Source organism: Enterocloster sp., from assembly GCF_057861365.1.
Window position 1 is genome coordinate 204,114 of the sequence record NZ_DBMACH010000006.1, and the last position, 21,783, is coordinate 225,896.

Genomic DNA, 21,783 nt, shown 5'->3' on the forward strand with positions numbered 1-21,783 from the left:
CAAACATTTCCTTTTTCTTTGGATTTTCTTTTATTGACATATAATATTATACATCATATAATATTGATGTAATCATTCACAGCGGCAGATCATACATTTTCATGCCGCCAACACACGGAGGGGATGCTTATGGTATTCAACACCGGATCTGCCCTTCTGGATGCCATTGTACTGGCTGCCGTTTCACGGGAAAAGGAAGGAACCTATGGCTACCGGATCACCCAACAGGTCCGCGAGGCCATTGACATATCAGAATCTACCTTGTATCCGGTGCTTCGGCGTCTGCAGAAGGATGACTGCCTGGAGGTCTACGACCGGGCGATTGACGGCAGAAACCGCCGGTATTACCGGCTCACAGAACAGGGACGGCTGCAGCTGCAGCTCTACCAAAGAGAATGGGCAGTCTACTCCCAGAAGATTTCCCACATCATAAAGGAGGGGGACTCTTGAATCGAGAACAGTTTATGAAACAGCTTTCCTATCTGCTTCAGGATATAAGCGATGAAGATCGAACAGACGCTCTGGATTACTATGAAAATTATCTTGATGAGGCCGGATTTGGATATGAAACCGATATCACAAATGAGCTTGGAAGCCCGGAACGGATCGCAGCGATTATCCGGACCAGTCTTTTAAGTAATCCGGATGAGACAGGAGAATTTACAGACAGCGGCTATGAAAATTCCCGCTTTAAGGATCCGGGCTATGAGCTTGCAAAACAGCACCGTGAAACCGATACCTTCACCGGAGCTGACCGCAGCAAACATCCGTATACTTCCTGCGGATCCGAATCAGGCCAAACGTATGGACAGGCACAGCAAAGCCGCAGTTCCTTTCATCCGGGAGCAGAGCGTTCCGGCCCCAGGACCAGCCGCCTGTTAAAGCTTCTTTTGTGGATCGTCCTTCTTATCGTAGGAGCGCCTCTTCTTCTGGGAATCGGAGGCAGTATCGCAGGATTAACCGCAGCCATAGTTGGCATTGCTTTTGCTCTCCTTATCAGTCTTGGTGTTTTAACCGGAGGCGCTTTTATTACAGCAATTCTTGCCCTTCCTCTGGGAATTGTATCGCTTTTTATCCACCCGGTTCAGGGAATTTTTACCGCCGGAACAGGGCTGGCAGCCCTGGGAGCAGGCTTTCTCCTCTTAGCCCTCTGCCTTCTGTTTTACGGCCGACTGATTCCCCGCCTTATATGCCGGATCATTGACTGGATCAGCGGAATGCTTCATAAAGGGAGGTCACAGAGATGAATAAACTGATACGTTTCTGCATCATTGCAGGCCTGATTTTTCTTCTCAGCGGACTGCTCTTATCCGCCTGCGGAGCAGCCATGGGAGGCGCCGCCTACCCCAGATTCCGTCCCCACCGGATTCACCGGATTATGGAGCATCTGGATGACTGCATCTGAGCCCAAAACTTTATTTAACATTTCAATACAAAGGAGGTCTTTCTGATTATGAATAAACGATTATACCGTTCTGTTTCCAACCGTATGCTCAGCGGCGTATGCGGCGGGATCGGAGAATATTTTGACATTGATCCCACCCTCGTGCGCCTGGCCTGGGCTATATTCACCTGCGTTACCATAGGCGCAGGAGTTGCTGCCTATGTGATTGCCGCAATTATCATACCGGCTGATAATAATATCCGCTAGGCGAAACAGCCGATTCCGGGCTCATATGCTACCGGGAATCGGCTGTTTTAGCTTTATAGGTACGAAACTGTCTTTTGTACTCAGAAGGAGTGGTTCCTGTTACAGCTTTAAATACCCGGTTAAAGTGAGTCAGACTTGAAAATCCTACTTCCTGGCTAATCTGAGTCACATTTTTATCCGTTTCCATAAAACTCCTCTGAGCATTCATAATACGGGTTACATTAATATAATTAACCAGTGTGCTGTTTGTATAGCGCTTGAACTCCCTGCAAAGATACCAGGGGCTGATATAAAACTGCTGCGCAAGGCACTCCAGCTTTAAATCTTCATAATAATGACTGTGAATATAACTTATTATTTCATTAATCTGGCTTCGTTTCTCCTGTCTGACCGGAGGCAGATCTGCCCTGACAATTACAGCTGCAAGCAAATTTAAAAGAGCTTTGCGATAACTTACCGTAAAACGTCCCGGATCCTTCTGCTCCTCCAACAGCTGCTCCATAATCCGGTGAATTTGTGTACGCTTCTTTGTATCCAGACGGCAAATTCCCCGTTCTCTGCAAAGCTCTCTGAATATCTCATCTGATCCCAGTTCCTCCTGTCTGAAATACAACACCAGCCTTTTGAATGGCATATCTTTTTCGCCATATGAATAGTGCATTACATAGGGTGGGAAAATAATAAATTCACCGGCTGTCATTTTATAGCACCGGTCCTGTACCATATGAAACCGTTCTCCTGTTTCAAGATAATACAGCTCAAAATATTCATGATAATGGGACTGTGCCATATTATCATTGACTCCTATGATACGTTCACTGGCAATTAAAGCCCCCTGAGCCATCATGATGCCTGCCTGATCGATCATTTTTACTACTCCCTCCTCCTTTGCATTTATTTAAGTTATGTCTTTTGTTGTAAGTGCTTACATTTTCACCATAATTTTTATTGACTTTCTATATCCTTTTCTCTTTTTTTATTTCATCCACACAAAAAAACGCAAGAAATGTAAAATTTATTACAATATACTGCAATATTCGTCTGGTTTTGCCGATTCTGTTTTATTATCATATTACCACAGAACCGATCGAAAGTATACATTTTACAAACAGGAGGAACTCATTGATGAAGGTATGTATGAATGCCGGCAATGTAACAAAGAAGGGCTCTGTTTTCTGCATTTCCACCAACTGCATAGAAATCCGCCTTCTCTTTCTTACAGATCATATTCTGAGAATCAGAGCAGGATTTGATGGCGATTTTTGCGAAGAATCCTACAGTCTGGTAATGACTGCCTGGGAAGACAGAATGGACGGCTTTATGAAGCATTACAGAAAGCGTGTAGCACCGGCAGAAGCTGAACTGATTGAAGACAGCGCAGTGCAGGCTGTAATTCAGGGTAAAGAACTCAAGGTTGTGATTGAAAAGGATCCTTTCCGAATCTGTGTATATGACCGTGAAGGCTCACAGATTCATGCGGATATCCCGGATCTTGCCTATCTGGAGGATTCAAACCACCGCCGGATCCATACAAGTGAGATCAATGCTCAGGACTGCTTTTTTGGTTTCGGCGAAAAAAGCGGCGAATTTAATAAGGCTCAGAAATTTATGGTAATGAGCCCCGGAGACTCCATGGGATATGACCCCAAAGAAACCGATTCCCTCTATAAGCACATTCCATTTTATATCAAATTAAACCCTGGCACAAAAAAGGCAGTCGGTTACTTCTATCACTGTACCTGGGAATGCGACTTTGATATGGGACGTGAAAAACGAAACTACTGGAAGCCCCACAGCCGTTTCCGTACAGATGGAGGCGATATTGACCTGTTCCTCATAGCCGGACCATCTATCAGCCAGATTGTCGAGCGCTACACAGATCTGACCGGAAAGTCTGCCCTGCTTCCCAAGTATGCCCTAGGATATCTGGGTTCTTCCATGTACTATCCCGAACTGGAAGAAAACTGTGACGATGCCATCACGGAATTTATTGACACCACAAAAGAAGAAGGGATCCCTGTAGACGGCTTTCAGCTTTCTTCCGGTTACTGCGCCATCGAAACAGAGGAAGGAATCAAGCGCTGTGTGTTTACCTGGAACAAAAAACGCTTTAAAAATCCTAAAGATTTCTTTGCACAGATGAAAAAACGAGGCGTCTGCGTATCTCCCAATGTAAAGCCGGGTATTTTGCTGGTACATCCCAGACTGGAAGAAATGAAAGCCAAAGGCATGTTTGTAAAAGCCAGCGACAGTGATCAGCCGGGTATCGGAACCTGGTGGGGCGGAAAAGGTATGTTTACAGACTTTACCAGCTCCTCTACCCGTGAAAACTGGAAAATGATGTTAAAAGAAAATGTGCTAGACTATGGTACAAGCTCCATCTGGAATGATAACTGCGAATATGATTCCATGGTAGATAAGGACTGCCGGGTATCCTTTGAGGGAAAAGGCGCTACCATCGGTCAGTTAAAATCTGTTATGTCCAATATTATGTGCCATATCACAGATGAAGCAATCCATGAAACCTTTGAAAACACACGGCCCTATATCGTATGCCGTTCCGGCCATTGCGGAATTCAGAAATACGCCCAGACCTGGGCAGGCGATAACCTGACCTGCTGGGATTCCCTGAAATACAATATTGCAACCATACTTGGAATGGGACTCTCCGGTGTAGCCAATCAGGGATGCGATATCGGAGGCTTCTTTGGCCCTGCTCCGGAAGCCGAGCTTCTAGTCCGCTGGATCCAGAATGGTATTTTCCAGCCCCGTTTCTCCATCCATTCTACCAATACGGATAACACCGTTACCGAACCCTGGATGTACAGCGGCTGTACCGGCTACATCCGCAGCGCAATTCTGCTGCGTTACCGCCTGTTCCCCTATCTGTATTCTCTGATGGAGCGGGCCCATACCACAGGACTTCCGATTATGGAACCCATGTGCTACGCCTTCCAGAATGATCCTGCCTGCTATGAGGACGGAATTAACTTTATGTTCGGTGATTCTCTTCTGGTAGCAAATGTAGTGGAAAAGGGCGCAAAAATCCGCAGCGTCTATCTCCCCGAAGGAAGCGCCTTCTATGACTTCTATACAAGAGAAGTATATGAGGGCGGACAGACCATCGAATTCCCTGTAAATCTGGGAAGCATTCCTCTGTTTGTGCGAAGCGGCGCCTTGATCCCCATGGCATCAAACCAGATGATGAATCTGATGAATGAAACAGTCACAGGACTTACCATCCTGTGTGCGCCTGACAAAGACGGTTCCTTTATACTTTATGAAGATGACGGCGTATCCATGGATTATGAGAAAGGGCTATACTTAAAAACCGTTATCACCATGACTGCAGGCGAACGTACTGTCATTGGCTTTAAACAGGAAGGAAGCTTTGAAACCTCCGTTGAGACCATCGCTCTGGATATGATCCACCGTGAGAAAGCCCCTTACTGGGTAAGCGTTAATGGAGAAATACTCCCACATTTCCTTCACCGTCGTAAATTTGAGGAGGCTGGCTGCGGCTGGTATTACAGCCAGACTCTGAAATCCGTTCAGATTAAATATAATAACCCCAAAAAGGATCATCAGGTTCTTGTTTCCTTTGAGCAATTCGATCTGATCGGTATGTAAGCTTACAATTGCAGCCAAAAACTGCAGATCACTATTTTTAAGTATGAAAGGAGTAACTAGTGTGAAGAAACTTGCAGCAATCAGCGCCGCTCTGGTTATTGCAGCAGCCGGGCTTTCTGGCTGTGCTTCCCAGAGCGCTGCTTCCAGCGCAGAGGCTACCAGAGAAAATCCTATGATCCTTTCTCTGGCTCATGGGCTCAGCGAAACTCATACCGTACATATTGCCATGACGGAATTTGCACAAAATGTAGAAGAACTCACAGATGGAAGAATTCAGGTTCAGATTTTTCCAAACGGCCAGCTTGGTTCTGAGAACGAAAATATGGAGCAGCTGATGGCCGGCGTTATTTCTATGACAAAAGTCTCAGCCCCCGGACTGGCAACCTACAATGAAGCGTATCATACCTTTGGGCTGCCGTATATCTTTGACAGTACCGATGATTTTTACCACAAAATGGATTCCCGTCCCATGCAGGACTTTTTCCTTTCCACAGAGAATGACGGCTTTGTAACCTTAACCTACTACACCTCCGGCGCACGTTCTTTCTATACAAAGGATAAGGCAATCCGCACTCCTGAAGATTTAAAAGGCCTGAAAATCCGTGTACAGGATATGAAATCCCAAACCGATATGCTAAAAGCCTTAGGTGGTATTCCTGTGGCGATGTCCTATGGAGATGTGTACACCTCTCTTCAAACCGGTATTATTGACGGAACAGAAAATAACGAAACAGCCCTCACCACCGGAAAGCACGGAGAAATCTGTAAAGTATTTTCCTCCGACCAGCATGCCATGATTCCGGATGTTATGGTTATGAGCTCCAAAGTATGGAAGTCCATTACTCCCGAGGATCAGCAGATTATTCTGGAGGCAGCCAGAAAATCCACAGACAGCCATAAAATTGCATGGAACACAGCGATTGAAGAAGCAAAAAAAGAGGCGTCCGAAACCATGGATGTCACCTTTGTTGAGGATGTGGATAAAGAGGCGTTTCGTCAGGCTACTGCAGGTATGATTTCCGATTACTGCAGTCAGTATCCCGGTGTACAGACCCTGCTTGACATTATCAATTCAGCAGAATAGGAGAGGCTATATGAGAGAATTTTTAACATCTGTAAAAAAATGGATGACTTTTCTTTTGTCCAGAATTGCAACAATTCTTCTTTCCGTAATGACGTTTTTAGTACTGTATCAGGTATTTACACGTTATGTCTTAAACAGCCCTGCCGCATTTACGGAGGAGCTGGTACGTTATTCCCTGATCTGGACCGGATTTATCGGCGCTGCCTATGCATTCAGTACAAGGGAGCATATGTCGCTTGTACTCCTTCAGGAAAGCTTAAAGCCAGAAGGCCGCCGGATCCTTATGATCTGCATTGACACCCTGATTCTTATATTTGCCATTTTTATTATCACCATCGGCGGTTTTAAGCTGGCCATGAGCGCCCAGAAGGTTTATTCTGCCCTTCTTGGCATTCCAAGAAGTCTGGTTTATGCAATGGCTCCTGTTTCAGGTATTTTTATCATTATTGCACAGCTCATCAATCTTTATGAGGATGTGACAGGTATTAAAATTGAAGGAGGAAATGAGTCATGAGTATTGGTATTACAACGGCCGTCCTGTTTGCGGTATTTGCAGCCCTTCTTTTCCTTGGCTGTCCCATTTCCGTAGGCATTGTAATTTCTTCTATTGTTGCTGCGGTATCCTCCCTCTCCTGGGATCAGATTACCTTTATCACCATGCAAAAAATGAACAGCGGTGTGGAAAGCTTTTCCCTTCTTGCAATCCCGCTGTTTATCCTGGCAGGAAACATAATGAACAACGGTGGTATTGCCAAACGCCTTGTAAACTTCGCTCAGCTTTTTGTAGGCTGGTGTCCCGGCTCTCTGGCTTTAGCTAATATTGTAGGCAATATGCTCTTTGGAGCGCTTTCCGGTTCCTCTGTTGCCGCAGCTTCTGCCATGGGAGGCTGCATCTACCCGATCCAGAAGGAAGAGGGCTATGATCCAGCCTTTGCAACGGCAGCTAATATTGCTTCCGCACCTACCGGTCTTCTGATTCCGCCAACCAGCGCATTTATCGTATATTCCACGGTTGCAGGCGGAGTATCTATTTCCACACTGTTTATGGCCGGTTATGTTCCAGGACTTCTCATGGGGCTTGGTTCTATGGTTGTAGCTTTTTTGTATGCAAAAAAACATAAGTATCCAACCTCAGGCTTTCCATCCATGCAGACTGCAGTAAAGGTTACTCTGGAGGCTCTTCCCAGCCTTCTGCTGATTATCATCGTAATTGGCGGTATTGTAAGTGGTATCTTTACAGCAACTGAGGGGGCAGGTATTTCCGTACTGTACTGCCTGATTCTTTCTCTCTGCTACAAAAGCATTAACTTTAAGAGTTTTTCTAAAATCCTGGTAAGCAGTGCCTGCACCAGCGGCATTATCCTGTTCCTGATCTCCGCCTCCTCAGCTATGTCCTTTGTAATGGCATATTCAGGAATCCCGGCAGCCATCAGTACGGCTATTATGTCTGTTTCTTCTAACAAATATGTGATCCTGCTGCTGATGAATGTAATTCTGCTGGTAATTGGTATGTTTATGGATATTACTCCTGCAATCCTGATCTTCACACCGATTTTCCTTCCTATTGCAGAAAGCCTTGGAATGAGCAATATCCAGTTCGGTGTTATGCTGATTTTTAATATGTGTATGGGAAATATAACGCCGCCTGTAGGATCTGTCCTTTTCGTAGGCTGCGGTATCAGCAAAATCAGCATTGAACAGGTAGCAAAAACTTTACTACCTTACTTTATTGTACTTTTTATCCTTCTGCTGGCAGTTACCTATATCCCTGTACTTTCTCTGGGCGTACCCTCTCTGATGGGGCTGCTCTAAGAAGAGCAGCTCTCACATTCCTCCACCTCTAAGGACTTGGAGCGGACATAGTAAATCGTCTTTACGCCTTCTTCCCAGGCCTGGATATACAGGTTTAAAACCTTGCGGAAGGTATAGCTGTTGGTGATATACAGGTTCATGCTCTGAGCCTGGTCGATATGGCGCTGGCGGATGCCGCAGGCTTTTATGCTCCAGCTCTGATCTAACAGATGGGCATTTTTATAATACCAGTATGATTCGGGAGTCAGCTCCGGGGCCACCCTTGGGAGCATGGCTCCCTTTTTTTCTTCCAGATAGAAGCGGTGCATAATGGGGTCAATACCGGCTGTGGTTCCCGAAAGGATACTGGTTGAGCTGGTAGGAGCAATGGCTAAAAGATATGCATTCCGCATTCCCTGAGCTGCCTTTGCGGCAATCTGTTTCCATCGGCTTCCCGTATAGCCCCGTCTGGAAAAATAGGTTCCGGTCTGCCAGCCGCTGCCCTCAAACAGAGGATAGCTTCCCTTTTCCTTTCCCAGATCCGCACTGGCCTCGATGGCAGCCTGGCTGATCCGTTCAAAAAGCCTGTCCACAAACAGAAGGTGCTCCCGGCTCTCCCATTTAATCCTCCGCTTTACCAGCATATGGTGATAGCCGGAAACTCCCAGCCCGATGCTTCTGTATGCATGGTTTGTAAGCTCTGCATAGGGAAGAGGATAAAAATTAAGGCCAATTACATTGTCCAATGCCCGGACTGCGGTCCACACGGTATCCTCTAACACGCCATCCTCCTCCAAAGGAATATTTCCCAGAGAAAGGCTCGCCAGATTACACACCACAAAATCCCCCGGACGCACCCTGGTAACAACCACAGGATCGCCGTCCTCAGTCTCTACCGTCTGGCTGACGGTTTCCATGGGAGACATATTCTGCGCAATTTCCGTACAGAGATTGGAGCAGTAAATCATTCCTTTATGGCTGTTGGGATTGGCCCGGTTTACAATGTCCCGGTTAAAGGCAAAGGGCGTTCCCGTTTCCACCGCAGATTTGATAATCAGACGCACCAGCTCCTTTACCGTCACCGTTCTGCGGCTTAACCGGGAATCTGCCACACATTCCTCATAGCGCGTTTCCCATTCTTCCCCAAAATAATCTTCCAGAAAATAGCCCTTTACCTCATGGATCTCATGGGGGCAGAACAGATGCCAGGGAGCATCCAAATTTTCCTTTGCCAGTCTCCAAAACCGATCCGGATAACATACAGCCGGAAAAATATCATGCGCCTTCATCCGATCGTCGCCGTTATTGGTGCGGAGCTGAAGAAATTCCGGCAGATCCCTATGCCATGCATCCAGATATACGGCGGCGGCTCCCTGGCGCATCCCCAGCTGATCTACGGCTACTGCTGTATCATTTACAAGACGGATCCAGCGGATCACACCTCCGGCCGCACCTTCAAAGCCCCGGATGCTGCTTCCGGCCGCGCGTACCTTTCCGAAATACAGTCCCATGCCGCCGCCGAATTTGCTGACGCGGGCAAAATTGTCAATGCTTCTGTAAATTCCCTCCAGACTGTCGGAAACCGTATCAATAAAGCAGCTAGAAAGCTGATGGTAAGGCTTTCTTGCATTGGAAAGCGTAGGGGTAGCCATAGTCACATACATCCGGCTGAGCATATCATAAAACTTTCTCACCCAGTACAGGCGGTCTTTTTTCTCTTCCATGGCAAGATGGAGGGAAATTCCCAAAAACATCTCCTGAGGCGTTTCTAACGGCTCCTGACGGCGGCTTCGGATCACATAGCGTTTAAGCAGCAGATCCAGTCCGGAATAGGTAAACAGATGATTCCTTTCCGGACATAAAAACGTCTCCGCCTCCTGTATCTCCTCCTTTGTATAGTGTTCCAAAATGTATTTCCCATAGAGTTTTTCCTCTGTCAGATAACAAAGCTTGCTGTAAAAATCCGTGATTCCCAGCACTTTAAGCCGTCCTGACAGCTCCCGCCTGAAGGATGCTCCCAAAAGCCTGGCTGCGATCAGCTCCCACTTTGGAGACTGCGCGCTGGTAAGCTCCACTGCCGCTTTTACGAGAGCCGCCCAAAGCTCCGGCTCTTCCATTCCCGGTCTGGCAAAGCTGCGGAATTTTTCCTCCAGAAGCTCAAGACTGTACGCTTCATCCGTAAAATCAGAACATATTCCCTCTAAAACGGTTCTTAAGAGCGCCTGAAGCTCTGCATCCTCCTTAAAAATCTGCATTATCATTTCCATATATCATATCCTTTTCTTTTATAAATCATCAATCAGGGCCGTGCTCTTGGCATAAGCGGTGCTCCGGGCCTCAAAAAAATCCGTCTTTACCAGATTTGCATTGGAATACTGGCTGACCCAGGCCATATTTTCCGGCTCCTTTTCAAATCCTTCATAGACAGGGTCAAAGCCCAGGCTCACCCAGCGGAGATTTCCCAGATAATAAATATAATCCCGGATCATTTCGGCTGTGAGGCCGGAAATACGATCCCCGATCACATATTCCCCCCACAGGATTTCCTGGCGGACGCCCTCCATCAGAAGTTCCTTCATCATTTTCACATTTTCGTCTGTAAACAGCTCCGGACGTTCCTGCTTTAATTCCCGGATCATGTTTCTGAACAGCCACAGATGGGTATTTTCATCCCGATTGATATAACGGATCTCCTGCGCAGAACCGGGCATCTTTCCATTGCGGCTCAAATTGTAAAAGAACATGAATCCGGAGTAAAAATAGATTCCTTCCAGAATATAATTTGCCATCAGGACGCGCAGAAAGGCCTCAGGGCTTTTATTCTCCTGAAATCCGTTGTAACATTCCCCGATAAAGGTATTGCGTCTTAAAAGATGCTCATCTGTCTTCCACTGGTACAAAATAGCGTCACGCTCAATGGGACTGCAGATCGTATCCAGCATATAGCTGTAGCTCTGGCTGTGGATACATTCCTGAAAGGTCTGTATATTCAGACAAAGGTTAATCTCATTTGCAGTAATGTATTCTCCAATATTGGGAAGATTGGCTGTCTGGATGGAATCCAAAAACACCAGAAAGCTTAAAATCTTATCATAGGCGGCCCGTTCCGCAGGGGCCAGCTTCGGATAATCCTTCTTATCCTGTCCCAGACTGATTTCCTCAGGAATCCAGAAATTATTCATGGCCTGACGGTACCAGTCCTTGACCCAGGCATAACGCATATTGTTAAAATCATTCAGATTTGTGGTATTTCCCCCGATCATGCGTCTTGCATTAAGACTGGTATCGCCCTGGGGATTAAAAAGCGGCTTTTTCGTAAGCTGATCCATGGATGTTCCTTTCATTTTTTAATATCATATTTATTATCTTAACATGTACTGTCAATATATCCTCTTTTTGAATTCCCTGCGTTTCCTGAAAAAAACACTGGCAATCTCTATGAAAGTAGGCTATAATGGGCTGAATGGTTTTTCAGAAAGAGGGTGACATTATGCACAAATATATGCGAACCATCGGATTCAGCCAGTATACCTCCCGCCAGGATCTGGATAAGCTTTTAAAAAAGCTTGTAAAGGACGCTTCCAAATCTGATATTTTAAAAGAATCTGACGGAGAAATATTCTGCGAACTGCGGGCACAGACCGCTCCCGGCATGGGCGTTGCCATCGCCGGACGTTTAAGCCAGAGAGGAATCTTTAAGCAGGAATACTATTTCCCATATGTAGAAAGCAGCCAGGTCACATCCACCGCGGACTGCTCGATCCAGCGCCATACGGAGCGTGAAACCTTTGCAGGCCTTTTAGATGAATACCGAGTGGGGATTTCTCTGATCTTTTATATGGAAAATTCGATGGAATACCGCCTGCGCCTTAAAAACAGCCAGCCGGTTCTTCCAAAGAGCGCTTCGCTCTCGGCTCTGTCCATTCATGGAAAAATCCTTCTTCCGGTCCAGAAGACACCCCAGCAGACGGAAGACCGAAAAAAAGCGGCCAGCAAACGCAGCCGTCTCATCGAAGCCGCCAAACGGGGCGATGAAGAGGCCATCGAAACACTGACCGTAGAAGATATTGATCTTTTCTCCTCTGTATCACGCCGTGTGGCAAGAGAGGATATTTATTCCATTGTAGACACCTGCTTTATGCCCTCCGGCATTGAGTGTGACCAGTATTCTGTCATTGGAAATATTTTATCTGTGGACCGCAGGATCAACCGCATTACCGGAGAAGAAATCTTTCTTCTGGGCCTGGAATGCAACGACCTGCTCTTTACAGCTGCAATCAACGCTGCTGATCTCTTAGGAGAGCCTGTTCCCGGACGCCGTTTTAAGGGCCAGGTATGGATACAGGGAAATGTATGCTTTGAAGCCTAGTTCTATTCCGCCTTCACTCTCTCAAATATGTACCTTGTATCGGAAGAAAGCTCCTCTCTGAACCGATATCCCAATCGGTCAAAGCTGCGGATTTCTGACGGATCCTCTATGCGGTTTTCCGCCATAAAACGAACCATTTCCCCGCGGGCCATTTTTGCATAGGTTCCCTTTGTCACAAGCTTTCCTCCGGCTTCTTCACAAAAGACCGGAGTGATATATCTGTCTTCTTCAGAAAGACAGACCTCAATACATTTGGAATACTCTTTGGAAGCCAGATTCAGGATGATTCCACTTTCATCTCTTACTGCCTCATACAGCCTGTTTCCCCACAGAGCGTACAAATCCTTATATCCGCCGACAGCGGCCCTGGCCTGCATCTCCAGGCGGTAAGGCGTCACGCCGTCCATAGGCCTTAAAACGCCGTAAAAAGCCGACAGGATGCGCAGATGCTCCTGAATATATTCAAACTGCCCTGTTTCAAATACAGCCGGAGCCATATACTGATAGGCGATCCCTTCATAGGAGAGCACTGCCGGGGTAAGGTTTTTTCTCAGATCCATGTGAGCCAGACGTTCAACGTTCTGCCCCACGATCCGGTCATTACAGACCCACAGCCGTTTCAGCTCCTCCTGCGTTCTTGATCTAAGCCAGGCTAAAATCTCCTCCGTCTGATCCAGAAATTCGGGAAGACCCATATATGCAAGCGTATCCGGATCTTCCTTCATCTTTTTAGCCGGTGACAGTATGATCCTCATTCCAGCTCACCCAACATCTTTTCTGCATCTTCCGCAGCCTTTACCTTATCATTTGCACGGATGATAATTCCATTTTCATCAATCAGATAGGTTGTACGGACGACGCCCATGGAAACCTTTCCATAGTTCTTTTTTTCCTTCCACACATCATAGGCCTCAATGACCTTGCGCTCCGGATCGGACAACAGAGTAAATACAAGACCGTACTTTTCTTCAAATTTCTTGTGAGAAGCCACTGTATCTCTGCTCACGCCTAAAACAACGGTTCCCTTTTCCATAAACTGGGGATACCGCTCAGAAAATCCGCAGGCCTGTTTGGTACAGCCTGGTGTGTTATCCTTTGGGTAAAAATACAGGATTACCTTCTTTCCTCTGTATTCTTCTAATGTGTGTATTGTTCCGTTCTGATCCGGAAGTTCAAAATTGGGAGCTTTGATTCCTGTGTTCAGCATGGTGAGATCCTCCTTAAATATGGTAAATTTTTGTTACGATAACTGGGTTATGGACATATAATAAATAGTTTTTATGGGAAATACAAGTGAAATTTCTGTTTCATCCTGTCATCATGCTGACTCCGTCTTCAAATTTCGATGAAAGCTCAGCTTCACCATATAAATCAAAAAACGCCGCACCCCCTTACAAAAAGTAAAGGACTACGGCGTCATCTTCCAGCGTTCCCGAGGTGACTTGAACACCCGATCTACCGCTTAGGAGTACAAGTTGGGAGTTATTTTGCTGGCATCCAAATGTTTCCCTATGTTCGTGAATGCCTTGATTTTACTTGCTTTTATGTTCTTCTGTGTCTGAATAAGAAAATTGAAATCTGCCTGGGTCAAACGCATTTTGGGTGGCAAAATGGTGGCATTGCCACCTTGGGGCTTTAGCCTTTGCGAAACCTCTAGTTCATACATATGGCTACCATTGTCTTCTGCAGGCAGCAATGATAACGTGATTTCCTTATTAAATTACTCAATATTATACAGTGAGTACAGCCGGATGGCGATATGGTTTTGACTACTCATGATTACATTCTAAAGAAGTTTTCGATTCCAATCAATAAAAAACATCTTCCACAGATATTGCATTAAAAATATCTAATTTTAGTTCTTCATCAGAATCATATGTACAGGTTAGTATTGCAGCAAGAATTCTGCGAAGCAAATCTTCATCAATATGTCCAGCTGCTACATGATAACTGATATTCTCCATTTCTCGAAAGTATATATTAGCAACTGCCATATAACCATTTTTAAGCAAAAACATTGCTGTTAAAGTAATAGCTATCCGTTTATTACCATCGCAAAAGCAGTGAAATTTACAAGAACAATAAAACAAATGCAAAAGCTTATCCAAAAAGTGGGATAGTAATTATCGTTTTGAATATGACACAATACACTTTCAAGTTTCCCTATGTCGAGTTCACCGCAATCGCCACCACCACTATTCCGAATGGTTGCAAGATGAATATCCCGTGCTTCATCTATTGAAATATAGTGTATATCGGCCATCAATTGCGCTCCTTCAATCTCTTCAGTACATCTTGATTCTCATGCATAAGCAATTCAAGTTCATTGCCAGCGACTCCTAAGAATTTCTCGTATTCTTCTGCTTCCAGAGGCTTAATATACTCTTCCAATTGCATATGAAATGCATCGCGTAAAGCCATATCCCTACTAGCCATTTTGGTACGTGCTCTAAGAATCAGGGGCTTCCATAAAGGTAATGACTCAAAGGCTGAAAACAAATCTGACAATTCCCAGTTATTTAGTTTTCTTCCCAACTGCGTAGACTGATCCTTAATCATTGCCGCTAATCCACATTCGTAAGACGCAATTAGATCTAAGACCTCAGAATACATCGTATCTCTGACGCTATCTCTTTTAGACAAATGTAAAACCTGCTTATATTCCTGGGCTTTTTCTCGAAAAATGCTTTGGTAAATTTTATCCGTATAAATTGCATATTTGCTATTTCCCATGGAAACATAGTCTCTAAGAGCATCAGTAAATTCACGTCTATAGTTTTCTTCCTGCAAAAACGCACTGATAAAATCCCTGTCACGTTGATTGATATATTTTGTCGAACCGCCCGTCCTTTGATTAACGAAATCAATAACAATATCCAACATGATCTGCCGGAGAACTTTTGCATTTTCACTTTCAACCAAGAGCATCGAAATATTCAAAAATGCCTTAAAATCAAATAATGCAATTTGAGGAGTTCGATTGCTGATATGATTATGCACATGGGCTCGATCCGTGTGCGTTGCCACGATAAAGGCATACTTTCCTTTGGTAAACCGAAGGGCCAGCTCATGCCCCAATCGGTTTGCTTCCTCCGGCGTGATCTCTCCCGGTTTGAAGGACTAGCGGATCTGATAGGCGATCACTTCATGCTTTTGCTGCCGACCGGTGATCTGCTCATACTGACGCTTGGACAGCATAAACTCTTCGTCCACGGTCATCGGGTCACTCTGATAGCCGGTGACCAGTTCGCCCTTTTCGGTCTTTTCCGGATTCTTTGCATAATCCATTCTGTCACCCAGACTCTGAGCAATGGTTTTCCTCTTGTTTACATGCAGGGGAATGAGTCTTGTTGCTACCGTGGTCATCTGCTCCTTTCTCGAATTTTGGCATAAGAAAAGACCTGAGGAGTTTTTTTATTTCCCAGGTCCGGTATGTTATAAACTATTATGAAAAAATGAATTGCAAAAGCTTGCCCGTCAGCGCTTCCAGTCCCAAAGAGATCATTTCAGCAAACATCACTGCCCGGAACACCAGAACTGCAAATCCAAAAACCAGTGCAGCATAGATCCAGACGTGTTGAAACAAAAGCATCACAATGCAGACGACCAGCACCAGATATAAAAGGCCGACGACCATTGCGGAAAGGTTCAATGCAAGGGAGTAAAAAATTGAGAATACAGCGACGATTGCCATAATCGGCAGTGCGATTATTCTAAACGGGAGTTTGATCAACCACATATATACGTCCTCCATTGTCGGTTCTAATGATAATTTATGAAGCGATTGATTTCATGTCAAAGATGTCGCTTATGTATCCGGTGTGACAGCATACCTGCCACACCGTTTTTACTGGATCGTTGCCAGTCTGGCAAGGATCTCCTTCGTAATTTCCCGGATCTCGTTCTGCCTGTTCTGCAAATCTTTGATATCCTCCGTATAGATGGAGCCGGTCTCATTGGCTCGTTTTGCGTACTGATTCAGGTTGTTGCTGCAGTAACGGAGAAGCCCTTCTCGAGACCGCATGTGCACCTACAGCTGGAGAAGGGCATAAAAAAATAGCCAGAGCTGATGATCAGTCAGTTCCAGCTATGTAAATGTATTCAGTTTGTCAACCTCTCTTCTATGCTATTTCAAACGAATATAACAAGTAGATTTTCCCGTACCTTCGCGTTTTAATTCACCGGCTGCAACCAATTTTCTCAGTGCACCTTCAACAGAACTAAGACTCAGTGATGGACACTGCTCCCTGATATCCTGCTTCGTAAAACGACCGATTTTATTCAGGGTGGCTTTTCGGACCATATCAATGGCAGGAAGTTTCTCCTCCACGATAGCAAACCGATCTCCAAAGTCCTTATATGCAGCCAGAATGGTACCCAGCAAATATTTGATGAATGGAACTGCATCCTCGGTTCCTTCGTGCCAGCCATGCTGCGAACGGCTTAGTGCCTCATAGTACAAATCCTTGTTTTTCGCGATCTTGGCTTCCAGAGAAATGTATTTGCCAACGTAGAACCCAGAGCGATACAAAAGCAGTGTAGTCAGCAGACGGCTCATTCTCCCGTTTCCATCATTAAAGGGATGGATACATAGGAAATCGTGGATGAAAACCGGAACTGCAATCAAGGGCTCCAGTTCCATATTTCCGATTACCCTGTTGTACTCTTCACAAATCCGATCCAATGCCTTCGGCGTTTCGAAAGGCGCGAGGGGAGTGAAAAGAATTTCAGTATGACCATCCGGATAAGTGGCGCTGATATAATTCTGGACATTCTTTATCTGTCCGGCCATTGGATTATTCATATGGCTGTACATAATCTTGTGAAGCTGCAGGATGTAGTTTCTTGTCAGAGGAATGGCATCAAAGCTTTCGTGAATAATAGAAAGTACATCGCGGTATCCCGCAATTTCCTGCTCATCTTTGTTCCTGGGAGTCGTTTTCTCCTCAACCAACTGCCGGATTCGTGTATTGGTGGTAACAATACCCTCAATGGCATTGGATGCCTCTGTACTCTGAATCTTTGCAATCTCAACCAGCTTCTCTAATTCATCCGGGCGCTGCTTCAGGTAAAGCTCCTGTTTTCCAGCTTCCTTATAGATTGCGGCGATAAGCCCCAGAATCTCAGAATCCCATTTCTGCTCCCGGATTGTTGAGTAGTTAAAATCTCTCATTCCCTTAACCTCCGTTCTTTCCCTTATATTATATTCAATTTTAATGGATAGTCAATTACCTTAAATAAAAATTCCCTTTATTTCTTTTCAAAAATAAGGGGAACATGCTTTGATAAGGGATAGTATACTCTCATTTCCGGCGCTTTATTCATCACATTGTATCTGAAATCAGAGAAGAACAGAAAAATGGCCAGAACTGATGACCAGTCAATTCTGGCTATGTAACAGGTGACTTTCGCCACCCGGTCGGATTTTCTACTCCGACAGCAGTTTTGGACTTAACCGAAGAGTCCAGAAAGCAGATGTACCAGCGTGATACCTATGAGAGCCACGCCACCACCGACCATGAGCTGTTTTATCCCCAATTAGGAGTAAACGTTCTGCTCGATGGCGGGCGGCGGCGTACAAAAAATCTATATGGTGTTATTAAGAGAACCGTCCCGGCAGGACAAGTCAGGCAGTGACCTGTTCCACCTCCGGGATGGGTTTGAGATTAAAATGAAAAGCTGAAAGAAAAAGATATTATTAAAATTTTCCCAACCCAGAAGCCCCACTGTACTACAAGGCTGGTGTTAAAGACCCCAAAAACGGAAACAAGTAATCGTACCGTATGGCTGCCGACAACGCTTGCTCAATTATTGGTTCAATACAAGAAAGACCAGCAGGAATTGAAAGAGTTTTTAGGAAGTGCCTATAACGATTATAACCTCGTTATTGCTCTTGAAAATGGAAATCCCGTAGAAATCCGCATTGTTCGGGTCAGATTTACAACGCTGTGTGAGGAACACAATTTTGAAGTTGTTGTTTTTCACAGCCTACGCCATTTAAGCACAAAATATAAGCTCAAAATGACACATGGCGATATTAAGTCTGTTCAGGGAGATACAGGTCACGCCGAAGCAGAAATGGTAACAGATGTTTACTCTGAAATCGTGGATGAAGACAGACGGCTTAATGCAAAGAAGCTGGATGAAGAATTTTATGAAAATGGACGGACGTTGTCCTATTCCCGCCGAGATTGGTGGGGTCAAAACCTGTCCATTACGCATTAATAATCCAGATTATGTCGAAGGCGGTGATATGCCTAAGACAATTGCAAATAGCTGTGACAAGTGTATTTATTGTGCAAAGAGACATGCCTGGCAGTAACTGTTATATATAAAACAAGGGTGAAAAGCCTGATTTGTAAGCTTTTCACCCTTCATTATCATAGAAGAATCTAATTTACAGAGATTTTCTCATAGTCTCCACTTTCCAAAGACACAAGATTTTTTACAGCCTCTTTTACTTCCACCAGGCTCTGATAAATTCTGGTATAGCAGTCTTTTGCTTTTTTTAATAAGCTCTCTTTATGATTTCATTCATATGCTGTGTAGCTTCAAAGCGAATTCGCTCTTCATCTAATGTAAGTACCTCACGATTTTTCATAACAAGCTTTCCATTGATGATGGAATCGATTACATCATGTCCATTTGCAGCATCTACAATAGTATTTACAAGATTCTGAGTTGGTGTAATATGCGGCTGATCAATATTTAAAAGAATCAGATCAGCTTTCTTTCCTTCTTTTACAGATCCCAGAATATCGCCATGTCCGATAGCATTTGCTCCTCCCTGAGAAGCCATTTTCAAAAGAGTCGGGCAGGTCATAACTACCGGATTAAAAGAAGGAAGTCCCCAATAAGCCAGCATAGAATAACGCAGAACCTTCATCTCATCGAAAATATCCAGGTTGGAAGGAGCAGCTCCATCACAACCCAAACCTACACTTGCACCAGCTTCCAGAATCTGAGGAGCCTTCGGGAATCCATGATTTGCCAGGTTGGCTCTTGGACAATGGATCATTTTTACTCCTCGTTCTGCCATCAATGCAATATCATGGTCTGACAGCATAACATTATGTGCGGTCAGAAGATTTGGACCCAAAATTCCCATTTCATCTAAAAATTCAGCAGGACGTTTTTGATAATTTTGCAGGCAAAAGCTAACTTCATCTTTATGCTCACATAAATGTGCATGGATGCCTGTATGAAGTTCTTTAGCACATTCACCTACCATGGTGATGAGATCTCTGGAGCAGGTCATTACCTGACGAATAGCAAACCAGATATCCACACGGCCATCGCCGGCTCCCTGATAGTTCTTATACAGTTCTTTTGTATGGTCTATAGCTTCAGATGCAGTTTCCTTCATTGCGCCTGTAATAGCATTGCCCATATCCATTGTGGATTTCGCTATTGCGGCTCTCATGCCGGATTCTATAACTGCATCAGCTACACGCTCCATATGTACACCGCCGGAATCAGCAAAAGCAGTAGTTCCGTTTTTGATCATTTCCAGACAGGCTAACTGTCCGCTGACGTAAGAATCTTCCGGGAGAAGATTGCTTTCAAAGGGAACCAGGAAACGAGTCCAAACCATAGGATATTCATCAGCAACACGACCTCTTAACAGCTGCTGACAGGTATGTGTATGACCGTCTATTAAACCTGGCATAACAAGCTTACCTTTTCCATCAAGTGTTTCCGTGGCAACACTATCAACGAATTCATCTGCTGAACCGATTTTTTTAATCCAAGTGTCTTTAATTCCTACGGAACAGGTGGATGAAACGTTCATATCAGGATTCAGAACCTGACAATTTTTGATTAAAATATCATAGTTTTCCATAATCTACCTCATTTCATCTCATATGATTGTTAAATGGCTCCTGTCATTTTCAAAACAATGTCTGCAACAAGAGCGGAGAATATAAAGGTTCCGGTAATTACAAATAAAGTGATCAATACCAGCTTCCATCCCATTTTTGTAAAATCCTTTAAATCTTTTCCCAGAGAAATACCGGCAAATGCACCAAGTGCTGTAGCTGGAGCTAAAAATGCAACAGGAGTTGTAGTTTCAACTACGATATCTTTTACCGGCGAAACAGGACATGCAAGAAGCAGCCCGAGAAGGGATACATACATCATAGAAGGAAGCTTAACAAATCGGCTCATAAATTTACTTATAGTAAGACCGATAAGAGAAATAGCACTCAGTAAAAGAACTCCAATAATGGAATCTTTTACAGGCATTTTGTAACCAATTACATTTGTAAGTATTATAATCACAGACACCATGAGAAGCAGTCCAAGCTGCTGTACGAAGTATTTTCTGACCATTTATTTAACCTCCTGATTATTTTTGCGTCCAATCTTAGGCTCTAAAATTGCGTATAATTTTTTTGCAAGAGGAAGGCCTACGAAAGTACCCATGTAAATTCCGGTAATACCGGTCAGCATATCACTGGCACCACCCATAATCATAATATTTTCTGCCTGCTGTGGGTATATTTCACCTAATGTTCCGGCAGCAGCAGTCATCAAGGACCCACTTCCTACTCCACTGGCCATACCAAGAGCAATAGGATCGAAAATATTCCAGGAAGCTACAACGCTTGCAAGAATGCTGATAAATACTGTTCCGATTACAGAACCTACGATATAAACTGCAAAGGTTCCTTTTGTTTCCGGAGCGTCCGGTCCAAAAATATCTGTAGTTAATCCAAGGTTTGAATCACGGTTAATTGAGTAACATGCACCAATAGATTCCTTCTTTAAACCAAGCAATAATGCGAGAGGCATAGATAAAAGAATCGTTCCAAGGTTTCCGAATTCCTGAAGAAGTAATGCAGGACCCACTGAAACCAGTTTTGCAACATTTGCACCGGAAGAAATGCCCATTTTAGCCATAAAAGGTGCCAAAACCACAAGGACCAGGCTTCCGCCTATTTTACATTCCTCAGTTTTGAATACTTTAAAAATATCCGGCCCTAAAAGCCCTCCGAATATGACGGCAAACACCATCGGAAACAGAGTAAGTGTACCAACGCCAATGTTAAGCTTAACGGTTCCGATCAGATCACAGACTGCGGAAATGACCAGAGCGGCAAGGTAAATTTTCCAGTACTTTTTGATGACAATCTTTAGTTTTTCCATATAAGAAACTCCTTCCTTTTTTTCTGCGCAGGTGCGTAGTAATTTACGTTGTAAGTATAACATGAGAGCTGGTTTCTGCGAACATACAAAAAAGCGATGGGAAGCCAT

The 21,783-nt window shown here is 44.6% G+C and carries 23 protein-coding genes and 3 pseudogenes; 10 read left to right on the forward strand and 16 right to left on the reverse strand.

The genetic code is table 11. From position 1 onward, the window contains the following. The first annotated feature begins 129 nt into the window (after positions 1-129). From ACZM6M_RS08720 to ACZM6M_RS08735, 4 genes are read left to right on the forward strand one after another with little or no spacing between them, the layout of a single operon-like run. A complete protein-coding gene (locus tag ACZM6M_RS08720; protein ID WP_066543329.1) occupies positions 130-450 on the forward strand; it encodes a PadR family transcriptional regulator in 321 nt (106 codons plus the stop codon). Next, entirely contained in the window at positions 447-1,247 is an 801-nt protein-coding gene (locus ACZM6M_RS08725; RefSeq protein ID WP_337434412.1) for a DUF1700 domain-containing protein, read from the forward strand. Before ACZM6M_RS08720 ends, ACZM6M_RS08725 begins: the two co-directional genes overlap by 4 nt. After that, positions 1,244-1,405: a hypothetical protein gene (locus ACZM6M_RS08730; RefSeq protein WP_337434411.1), complete on the forward strand. Its 162-nt coding sequence runs from the start codon at positions 1,244-1,246 to the stop codon at positions 1,403-1,405. Before ACZM6M_RS08725 ends, ACZM6M_RS08730 begins: the two co-directional genes overlap by 4 nt. A gap of 48 nt (positions 1,406-1,453) precedes the next feature. Next, positions 1,454-1,651 carry a PspC domain-containing protein gene (locus ACZM6M_RS08735; RefSeq protein ID WP_066543333.1) on the forward strand — a complete coding sequence of 66 codons (198 nt, stop codon included), beginning with the start codon at positions 1,454-1,456 and terminating at the stop codon, positions 1,649-1,651. Between the two features lie 28 nt (positions 1,652-1,679). Here ACZM6M_RS08735 and ACZM6M_RS08740 read toward each other — a convergent pair whose 3' ends face one another. After that, the gene (locus ACZM6M_RS08740; protein ID WP_489490136.1) at positions 1,680-2,519 is read right to left on the reverse strand and encodes a helix-turn-helix transcriptional regulator; all 840 of its coding nucleotides are present in this window, start codon (positions 2,517-2,519) and stop codon (positions 1,680-1,682) included. Between the two features lie 257 nt (positions 2,520-2,776). On the opposite strand from ACZM6M_RS08740, the gene ACZM6M_RS08745 reads away from it, so the two are divergent. From ACZM6M_RS08745 to ACZM6M_RS08760, 4 genes are all read left to right on the forward strand, one after another. Next, positions 2,777-5,281, forward strand: a complete 2,505-nt coding sequence (locus ACZM6M_RS08745; RefSeq protein WP_066543344.1) for a glycoside hydrolase family 31 protein — start codon at positions 2,777-2,779, stop codon at positions 5,279-5,281. 61 nt (positions 5,282-5,342) lie between these two features. After that, positions 5,343-6,365, forward strand: coding sequence for a TRAP transporter substrate-binding protein (locus tag ACZM6M_RS08750; protein ID WP_066543349.1), 1,023 nt, complete (start codon positions 5,343-5,345; stop codon positions 6,363-6,365). Positions 6,366-6,375: 10 nt separating this feature from the next. After that, positions 6,376-6,879, forward strand: coding sequence for a TRAP transporter small permease (locus tag ACZM6M_RS08755; RefSeq protein ID WP_337434410.1), 504 nt, complete (start codon positions 6,376-6,378; stop codon positions 6,877-6,879). After that, positions 6,876-8,177: a TRAP transporter large permease gene (locus ACZM6M_RS08760; protein WP_337434409.1), complete on the forward strand. Its 1,302-nt coding sequence runs from the start codon at positions 6,876-6,878 to the stop codon at positions 8,175-8,177. Before ACZM6M_RS08755 ends, ACZM6M_RS08760 begins: the two co-directional genes overlap by 4 nt. On the opposite strand, the gene ACZM6M_RS08765 is transcribed toward ACZM6M_RS08760, so the two are convergent. Together ACZM6M_RS08765 and ACZM6M_RS08770 are read right to left on the reverse strand one after the other, a co-directional pair. Beyond that, the gene (locus tag ACZM6M_RS08765; protein WP_489490138.1) at positions 8,174-10,423 is read right to left on the reverse strand and encodes a ribonucleoside-diphosphate reductase subunit alpha; all 2,250 of its coding nucleotides are present in this window, start codon (positions 10,421-10,423) and stop codon (positions 8,174-8,176) included. The genes ACZM6M_RS08760 and ACZM6M_RS08765 overlap by 4 nt on opposite strands. A gap of 18 nt (positions 10,424-10,441) precedes the next feature. Continuing rightward, on the reverse strand, positions 10,442-11,485 hold the full coding sequence (locus ACZM6M_RS08770) for a ribonucleotide-diphosphate reductase subunit beta (RefSeq protein ID WP_337434510.1): 1,044 nt from the start codon (positions 11,483-11,485) through the stop codon (positions 10,442-10,444). A gap of 161 nt (positions 11,486-11,646) precedes the next feature. Between ACZM6M_RS08770 and ACZM6M_RS08775 the strand changes: the two genes are divergently transcribed. Then, the gene (locus ACZM6M_RS08775) at positions 11,647-12,525 is read left to right on the forward strand and encodes a DUF3881 family protein (protein WP_337434408.1); all 879 of its coding nucleotides are present in this window, start codon (positions 11,647-11,649) and stop codon (positions 12,523-12,525) included. Positions 12,526-12,527: 2 nt separating this feature from the next. Here the strand turns inward: ACZM6M_RS08775 and yaaA are convergent, their stop codons facing one another. The 10 genes and pseudogenes from yaaA to ACZM6M_RS08825 form a co-directional block, all read right to left on the reverse strand. Beyond that, positions 12,528-13,280, reverse strand: coding sequence for a peroxide stress protein YaaA (yaaA, locus tag ACZM6M_RS08780; RefSeq protein WP_296034799.1), 753 nt, complete (start codon positions 13,278-13,280; stop codon positions 12,528-12,530). Next, positions 13,277-13,732 carry a thioredoxin-dependent thiol peroxidase gene (gene bcp, locus ACZM6M_RS08785; protein ID WP_066543362.1) on the reverse strand — a complete coding sequence of 152 codons (456 nt, stop codon included), beginning with the start codon at positions 13,730-13,732 and terminating at the stop codon, positions 13,277-13,279. Before bcp ends, yaaA begins: the two co-directional genes overlap by 4 nt. A 601-nt stretch (positions 13,733-14,333) precedes the next feature. Continuing rightward, positions 14,334-14,633: a Fic family protein gene (locus ACZM6M_RS08790; protein ID WP_489490140.1), complete on the reverse strand. Its 300-nt coding sequence runs from the start codon at positions 14,631-14,633 to the stop codon at positions 14,334-14,336. After that, positions 14,561-14,788: a hypothetical protein gene (locus tag ACZM6M_RS08795; RefSeq protein WP_489490186.1), complete on the reverse strand. Its 228-nt coding sequence runs from the start codon at positions 14,786-14,788 to the stop codon at positions 14,561-14,563. Before ACZM6M_RS08795 ends, ACZM6M_RS08790 begins: the two co-directional genes overlap by 73 nt. After that, positions 14,788-15,633 (reverse strand): annotated as a pseudogene (locus ACZM6M_RS08800) (relaxase/mobilization nuclease domain-containing protein); the annotation flags it as partial. The pseudogene ACZM6M_RS08800 and the gene ACZM6M_RS08795, both read right to left, overlap by 1 nt. A 12-nt stretch (positions 15,634-15,645) precedes the next feature. After that, a complete protein-coding gene (locus tag ACZM6M_RS08805; RefSeq protein WP_489490141.1) occupies positions 15,646-15,891 on the reverse strand; it encodes a hypothetical protein in 246 nt (81 codons plus the stop codon). Positions 15,892-15,970: 79 nt separating this feature from the next. Next, positions 15,971-16,264: a hypothetical protein gene (locus ACZM6M_RS08810; RefSeq protein WP_066543375.1), complete on the reverse strand. Its 294-nt coding sequence runs from the start codon at positions 16,262-16,264 to the stop codon at positions 15,971-15,973. Positions 16,265-16,372: 108 nt separating this feature from the next. Then, positions 16,373-16,549 carry a plasmid mobilization relaxosome protein MobC gene (gene mobC / locus ACZM6M_RS08815; RefSeq protein WP_445292998.1) on the reverse strand — a complete coding sequence of 59 codons (177 nt, stop codon included), beginning with the start codon at positions 16,547-16,549 and terminating at the stop codon, positions 16,373-16,375. Positions 16,550-16,651: 102 nt separating this feature from the next. Then, positions 16,652-17,698 carry a Fic family protein gene (locus ACZM6M_RS08820; RefSeq protein WP_489490144.1) on the reverse strand — a complete coding sequence of 349 codons (1,047 nt, stop codon included), beginning with the start codon at positions 17,696-17,698 and terminating at the stop codon, positions 16,652-16,654. 278 nt (positions 17,699-17,976) lie between these two features. After that, positions 17,977-18,060 (reverse strand): annotated as a pseudogene (locus tag ACZM6M_RS08825) (Maff2 family mobile element protein); the annotation flags it as partial. A gap of 138 nt (positions 18,061-18,198) precedes the next feature. Between ACZM6M_RS08825 and ACZM6M_RS08830 the strand changes: the two are divergent. Next, positions 18,199-18,684: pseudogene (locus tag ACZM6M_RS08830) on the forward strand (site-specific integrase); the annotation flags it as partial. 349 nt (positions 18,685-19,033) lie between these two features. On the opposite strand, the gene ACZM6M_RS08835 reads toward ACZM6M_RS08830, so the two are convergent. The 3 genes from ACZM6M_RS08835 to ACZM6M_RS08845 are packed head-to-tail and all read right to left on the reverse strand — an operon-like array spanning position 19,034 to position 21,675. Further along, a complete protein-coding gene (locus ACZM6M_RS08835) occupies positions 19,034-20,368 on the reverse strand; it encodes an amidohydrolase (RefSeq protein WP_156341806.1) in 1,335 nt (444 codons plus the stop codon). A 29-nt stretch (positions 20,369-20,397) separates the two neighbouring features. After that, positions 20,398-20,859, reverse strand: coding sequence for a hypothetical protein (locus ACZM6M_RS08840; RefSeq protein WP_156341805.1), 462 nt, complete (start codon positions 20,857-20,859; stop codon positions 20,398-20,400). Next, positions 20,860-21,675 (reverse strand): DUF3100 domain-containing protein, encoded by an 816-nt coding sequence (locus ACZM6M_RS08845; protein WP_278697791.1) that lies wholly within the window; start codon positions 21,673-21,675, stop codon positions 20,860-20,862. It abuts the gene before it with no gap. Between the last annotated feature and the right edge of the window lie 108 nt (positions 21,676-21,783).

What these genes read in the sequence shown, in the direction of transcription:
- mobC (WP_445292998.1), bottom strand. Translation starts at nt 16,549, where the DNA reads ATGCGGTCTCGAGAAGGGCTTCTCCGTTACTGCAGCAACAACCTGAAT.
- ACZM6M_RS08840 (WP_156341805.1), bottom strand. Translation starts at nt 20,859, where the DNA reads ATGGTCAGAAAATACTTCGTACAGCAGCTTGGACTGCTTCTCATGGTG.
- bcp (WP_066543362.1), bottom strand. Translation starts at nt 13,732, where the DNA reads ATGCTGAACACAGGAATCAAAGCTCCCAATTTTGAACTTCCGGATCAG.
- ACZM6M_RS08740 (WP_489490136.1), bottom strand. Translation starts at nt 2,519, where the DNA reads ATGATCGATCAGGCAGGCATCATGATGGCTCAGGGGGCTTTAATTGCC.
- yaaA (WP_296034799.1), bottom strand. Translation starts at nt 13,280, where the DNA reads ATGAGGATCATACTGTCACCGGCTAAAAAGATGAAGGAAGATCCGGAT.
- ACZM6M_RS08730 (WP_337434411.1), top strand. Translation starts at nt 1,244, where the DNA reads ATGAATAAACTGATACGTTTCTGCATCATTGCAGGCCTGATTTTTCTT.
- ACZM6M_RS08720 (WP_066543329.1), top strand. Translation starts at nt 130, where the DNA reads ATGGTATTCAACACCGGATCTGCCCTTCTGGATGCCATTGTACTGGCT.
- ACZM6M_RS08755 (WP_337434410.1), top strand. Translation starts at nt 6,376, where the DNA reads ATGAGAGAATTTTTAACATCTGTAAAAAAATGGATGACTTTTCTTTTG.
- ACZM6M_RS08805 (WP_489490141.1), bottom strand. Translation starts at nt 15,891, where the DNA reads ATGACCACGGTAGCAACAAGACTCATTCCCCTGCATGTAAACAAGAGG.
- ACZM6M_RS08765 (WP_489490138.1), bottom strand. Translation starts at nt 10,423, where the DNA reads ATGGAAATGATAATGCAGATTTTTAAGGAGGATGCAGAGCTTCAGGCG.
- ACZM6M_RS08775 (WP_337434408.1), top strand. Translation starts at nt 11,647, where the DNA reads ATGCACAAATATATGCGAACCATCGGATTCAGCCAGTATACCTCCCGC.
- ACZM6M_RS08745 (WP_066543344.1), top strand. Translation starts at nt 2,777, where the DNA reads ATGAAGGTATGTATGAATGCCGGCAATGTAACAAAGAAGGGCTCTGTT.
- ACZM6M_RS08760 (WP_337434409.1), top strand. Translation starts at nt 6,876, where the DNA reads ATGAGTATTGGTATTACAACGGCCGTCCTGTTTGCGGTATTTGCAGCC.
- ACZM6M_RS08835 (WP_156341806.1), bottom strand. Translation starts at nt 20,368, where the DNA reads ATGGAAAACTATGATATTTTAATCAAAAATTGTCAGGTTCTGAATCCT.
- ACZM6M_RS08770 (WP_337434510.1), bottom strand. Translation starts at nt 11,485, where the DNA reads ATGGATCAGCTTACGAAAAAGCCGCTTTTTAATCCCCAGGGCGATACC.
- ACZM6M_RS08795 (WP_489490186.1), bottom strand. Translation starts at nt 14,788, where the DNA reads ATGGCCGATATACACTATATTTCAATAGATGAAGCACGGGATATTCAT.
- ACZM6M_RS08820 (WP_489490144.1), bottom strand. Translation starts at nt 17,698, where the DNA reads ATGAGAGATTTTAACTACTCAACAATCCGGGAGCAGAAATGGGATTCT.
- ACZM6M_RS08845 (WP_278697791.1), bottom strand. Translation starts at nt 21,675, where the DNA reads ATGGAAAAACTAAAGATTGTCATCAAAAAGTACTGGAAAATTTACCTT.
- ACZM6M_RS08735 (WP_066543333.1), top strand. Translation starts at nt 1,454, where the DNA reads ATGAATAAACGATTATACCGTTCTGTTTCCAACCGTATGCTCAGCGGC.
- ACZM6M_RS08810 (WP_066543375.1), bottom strand. Translation starts at nt 16,264, where the DNA reads ATGTGGTTGATCAAACTCCCGTTTAGAATAATCGCACTGCCGATTATG.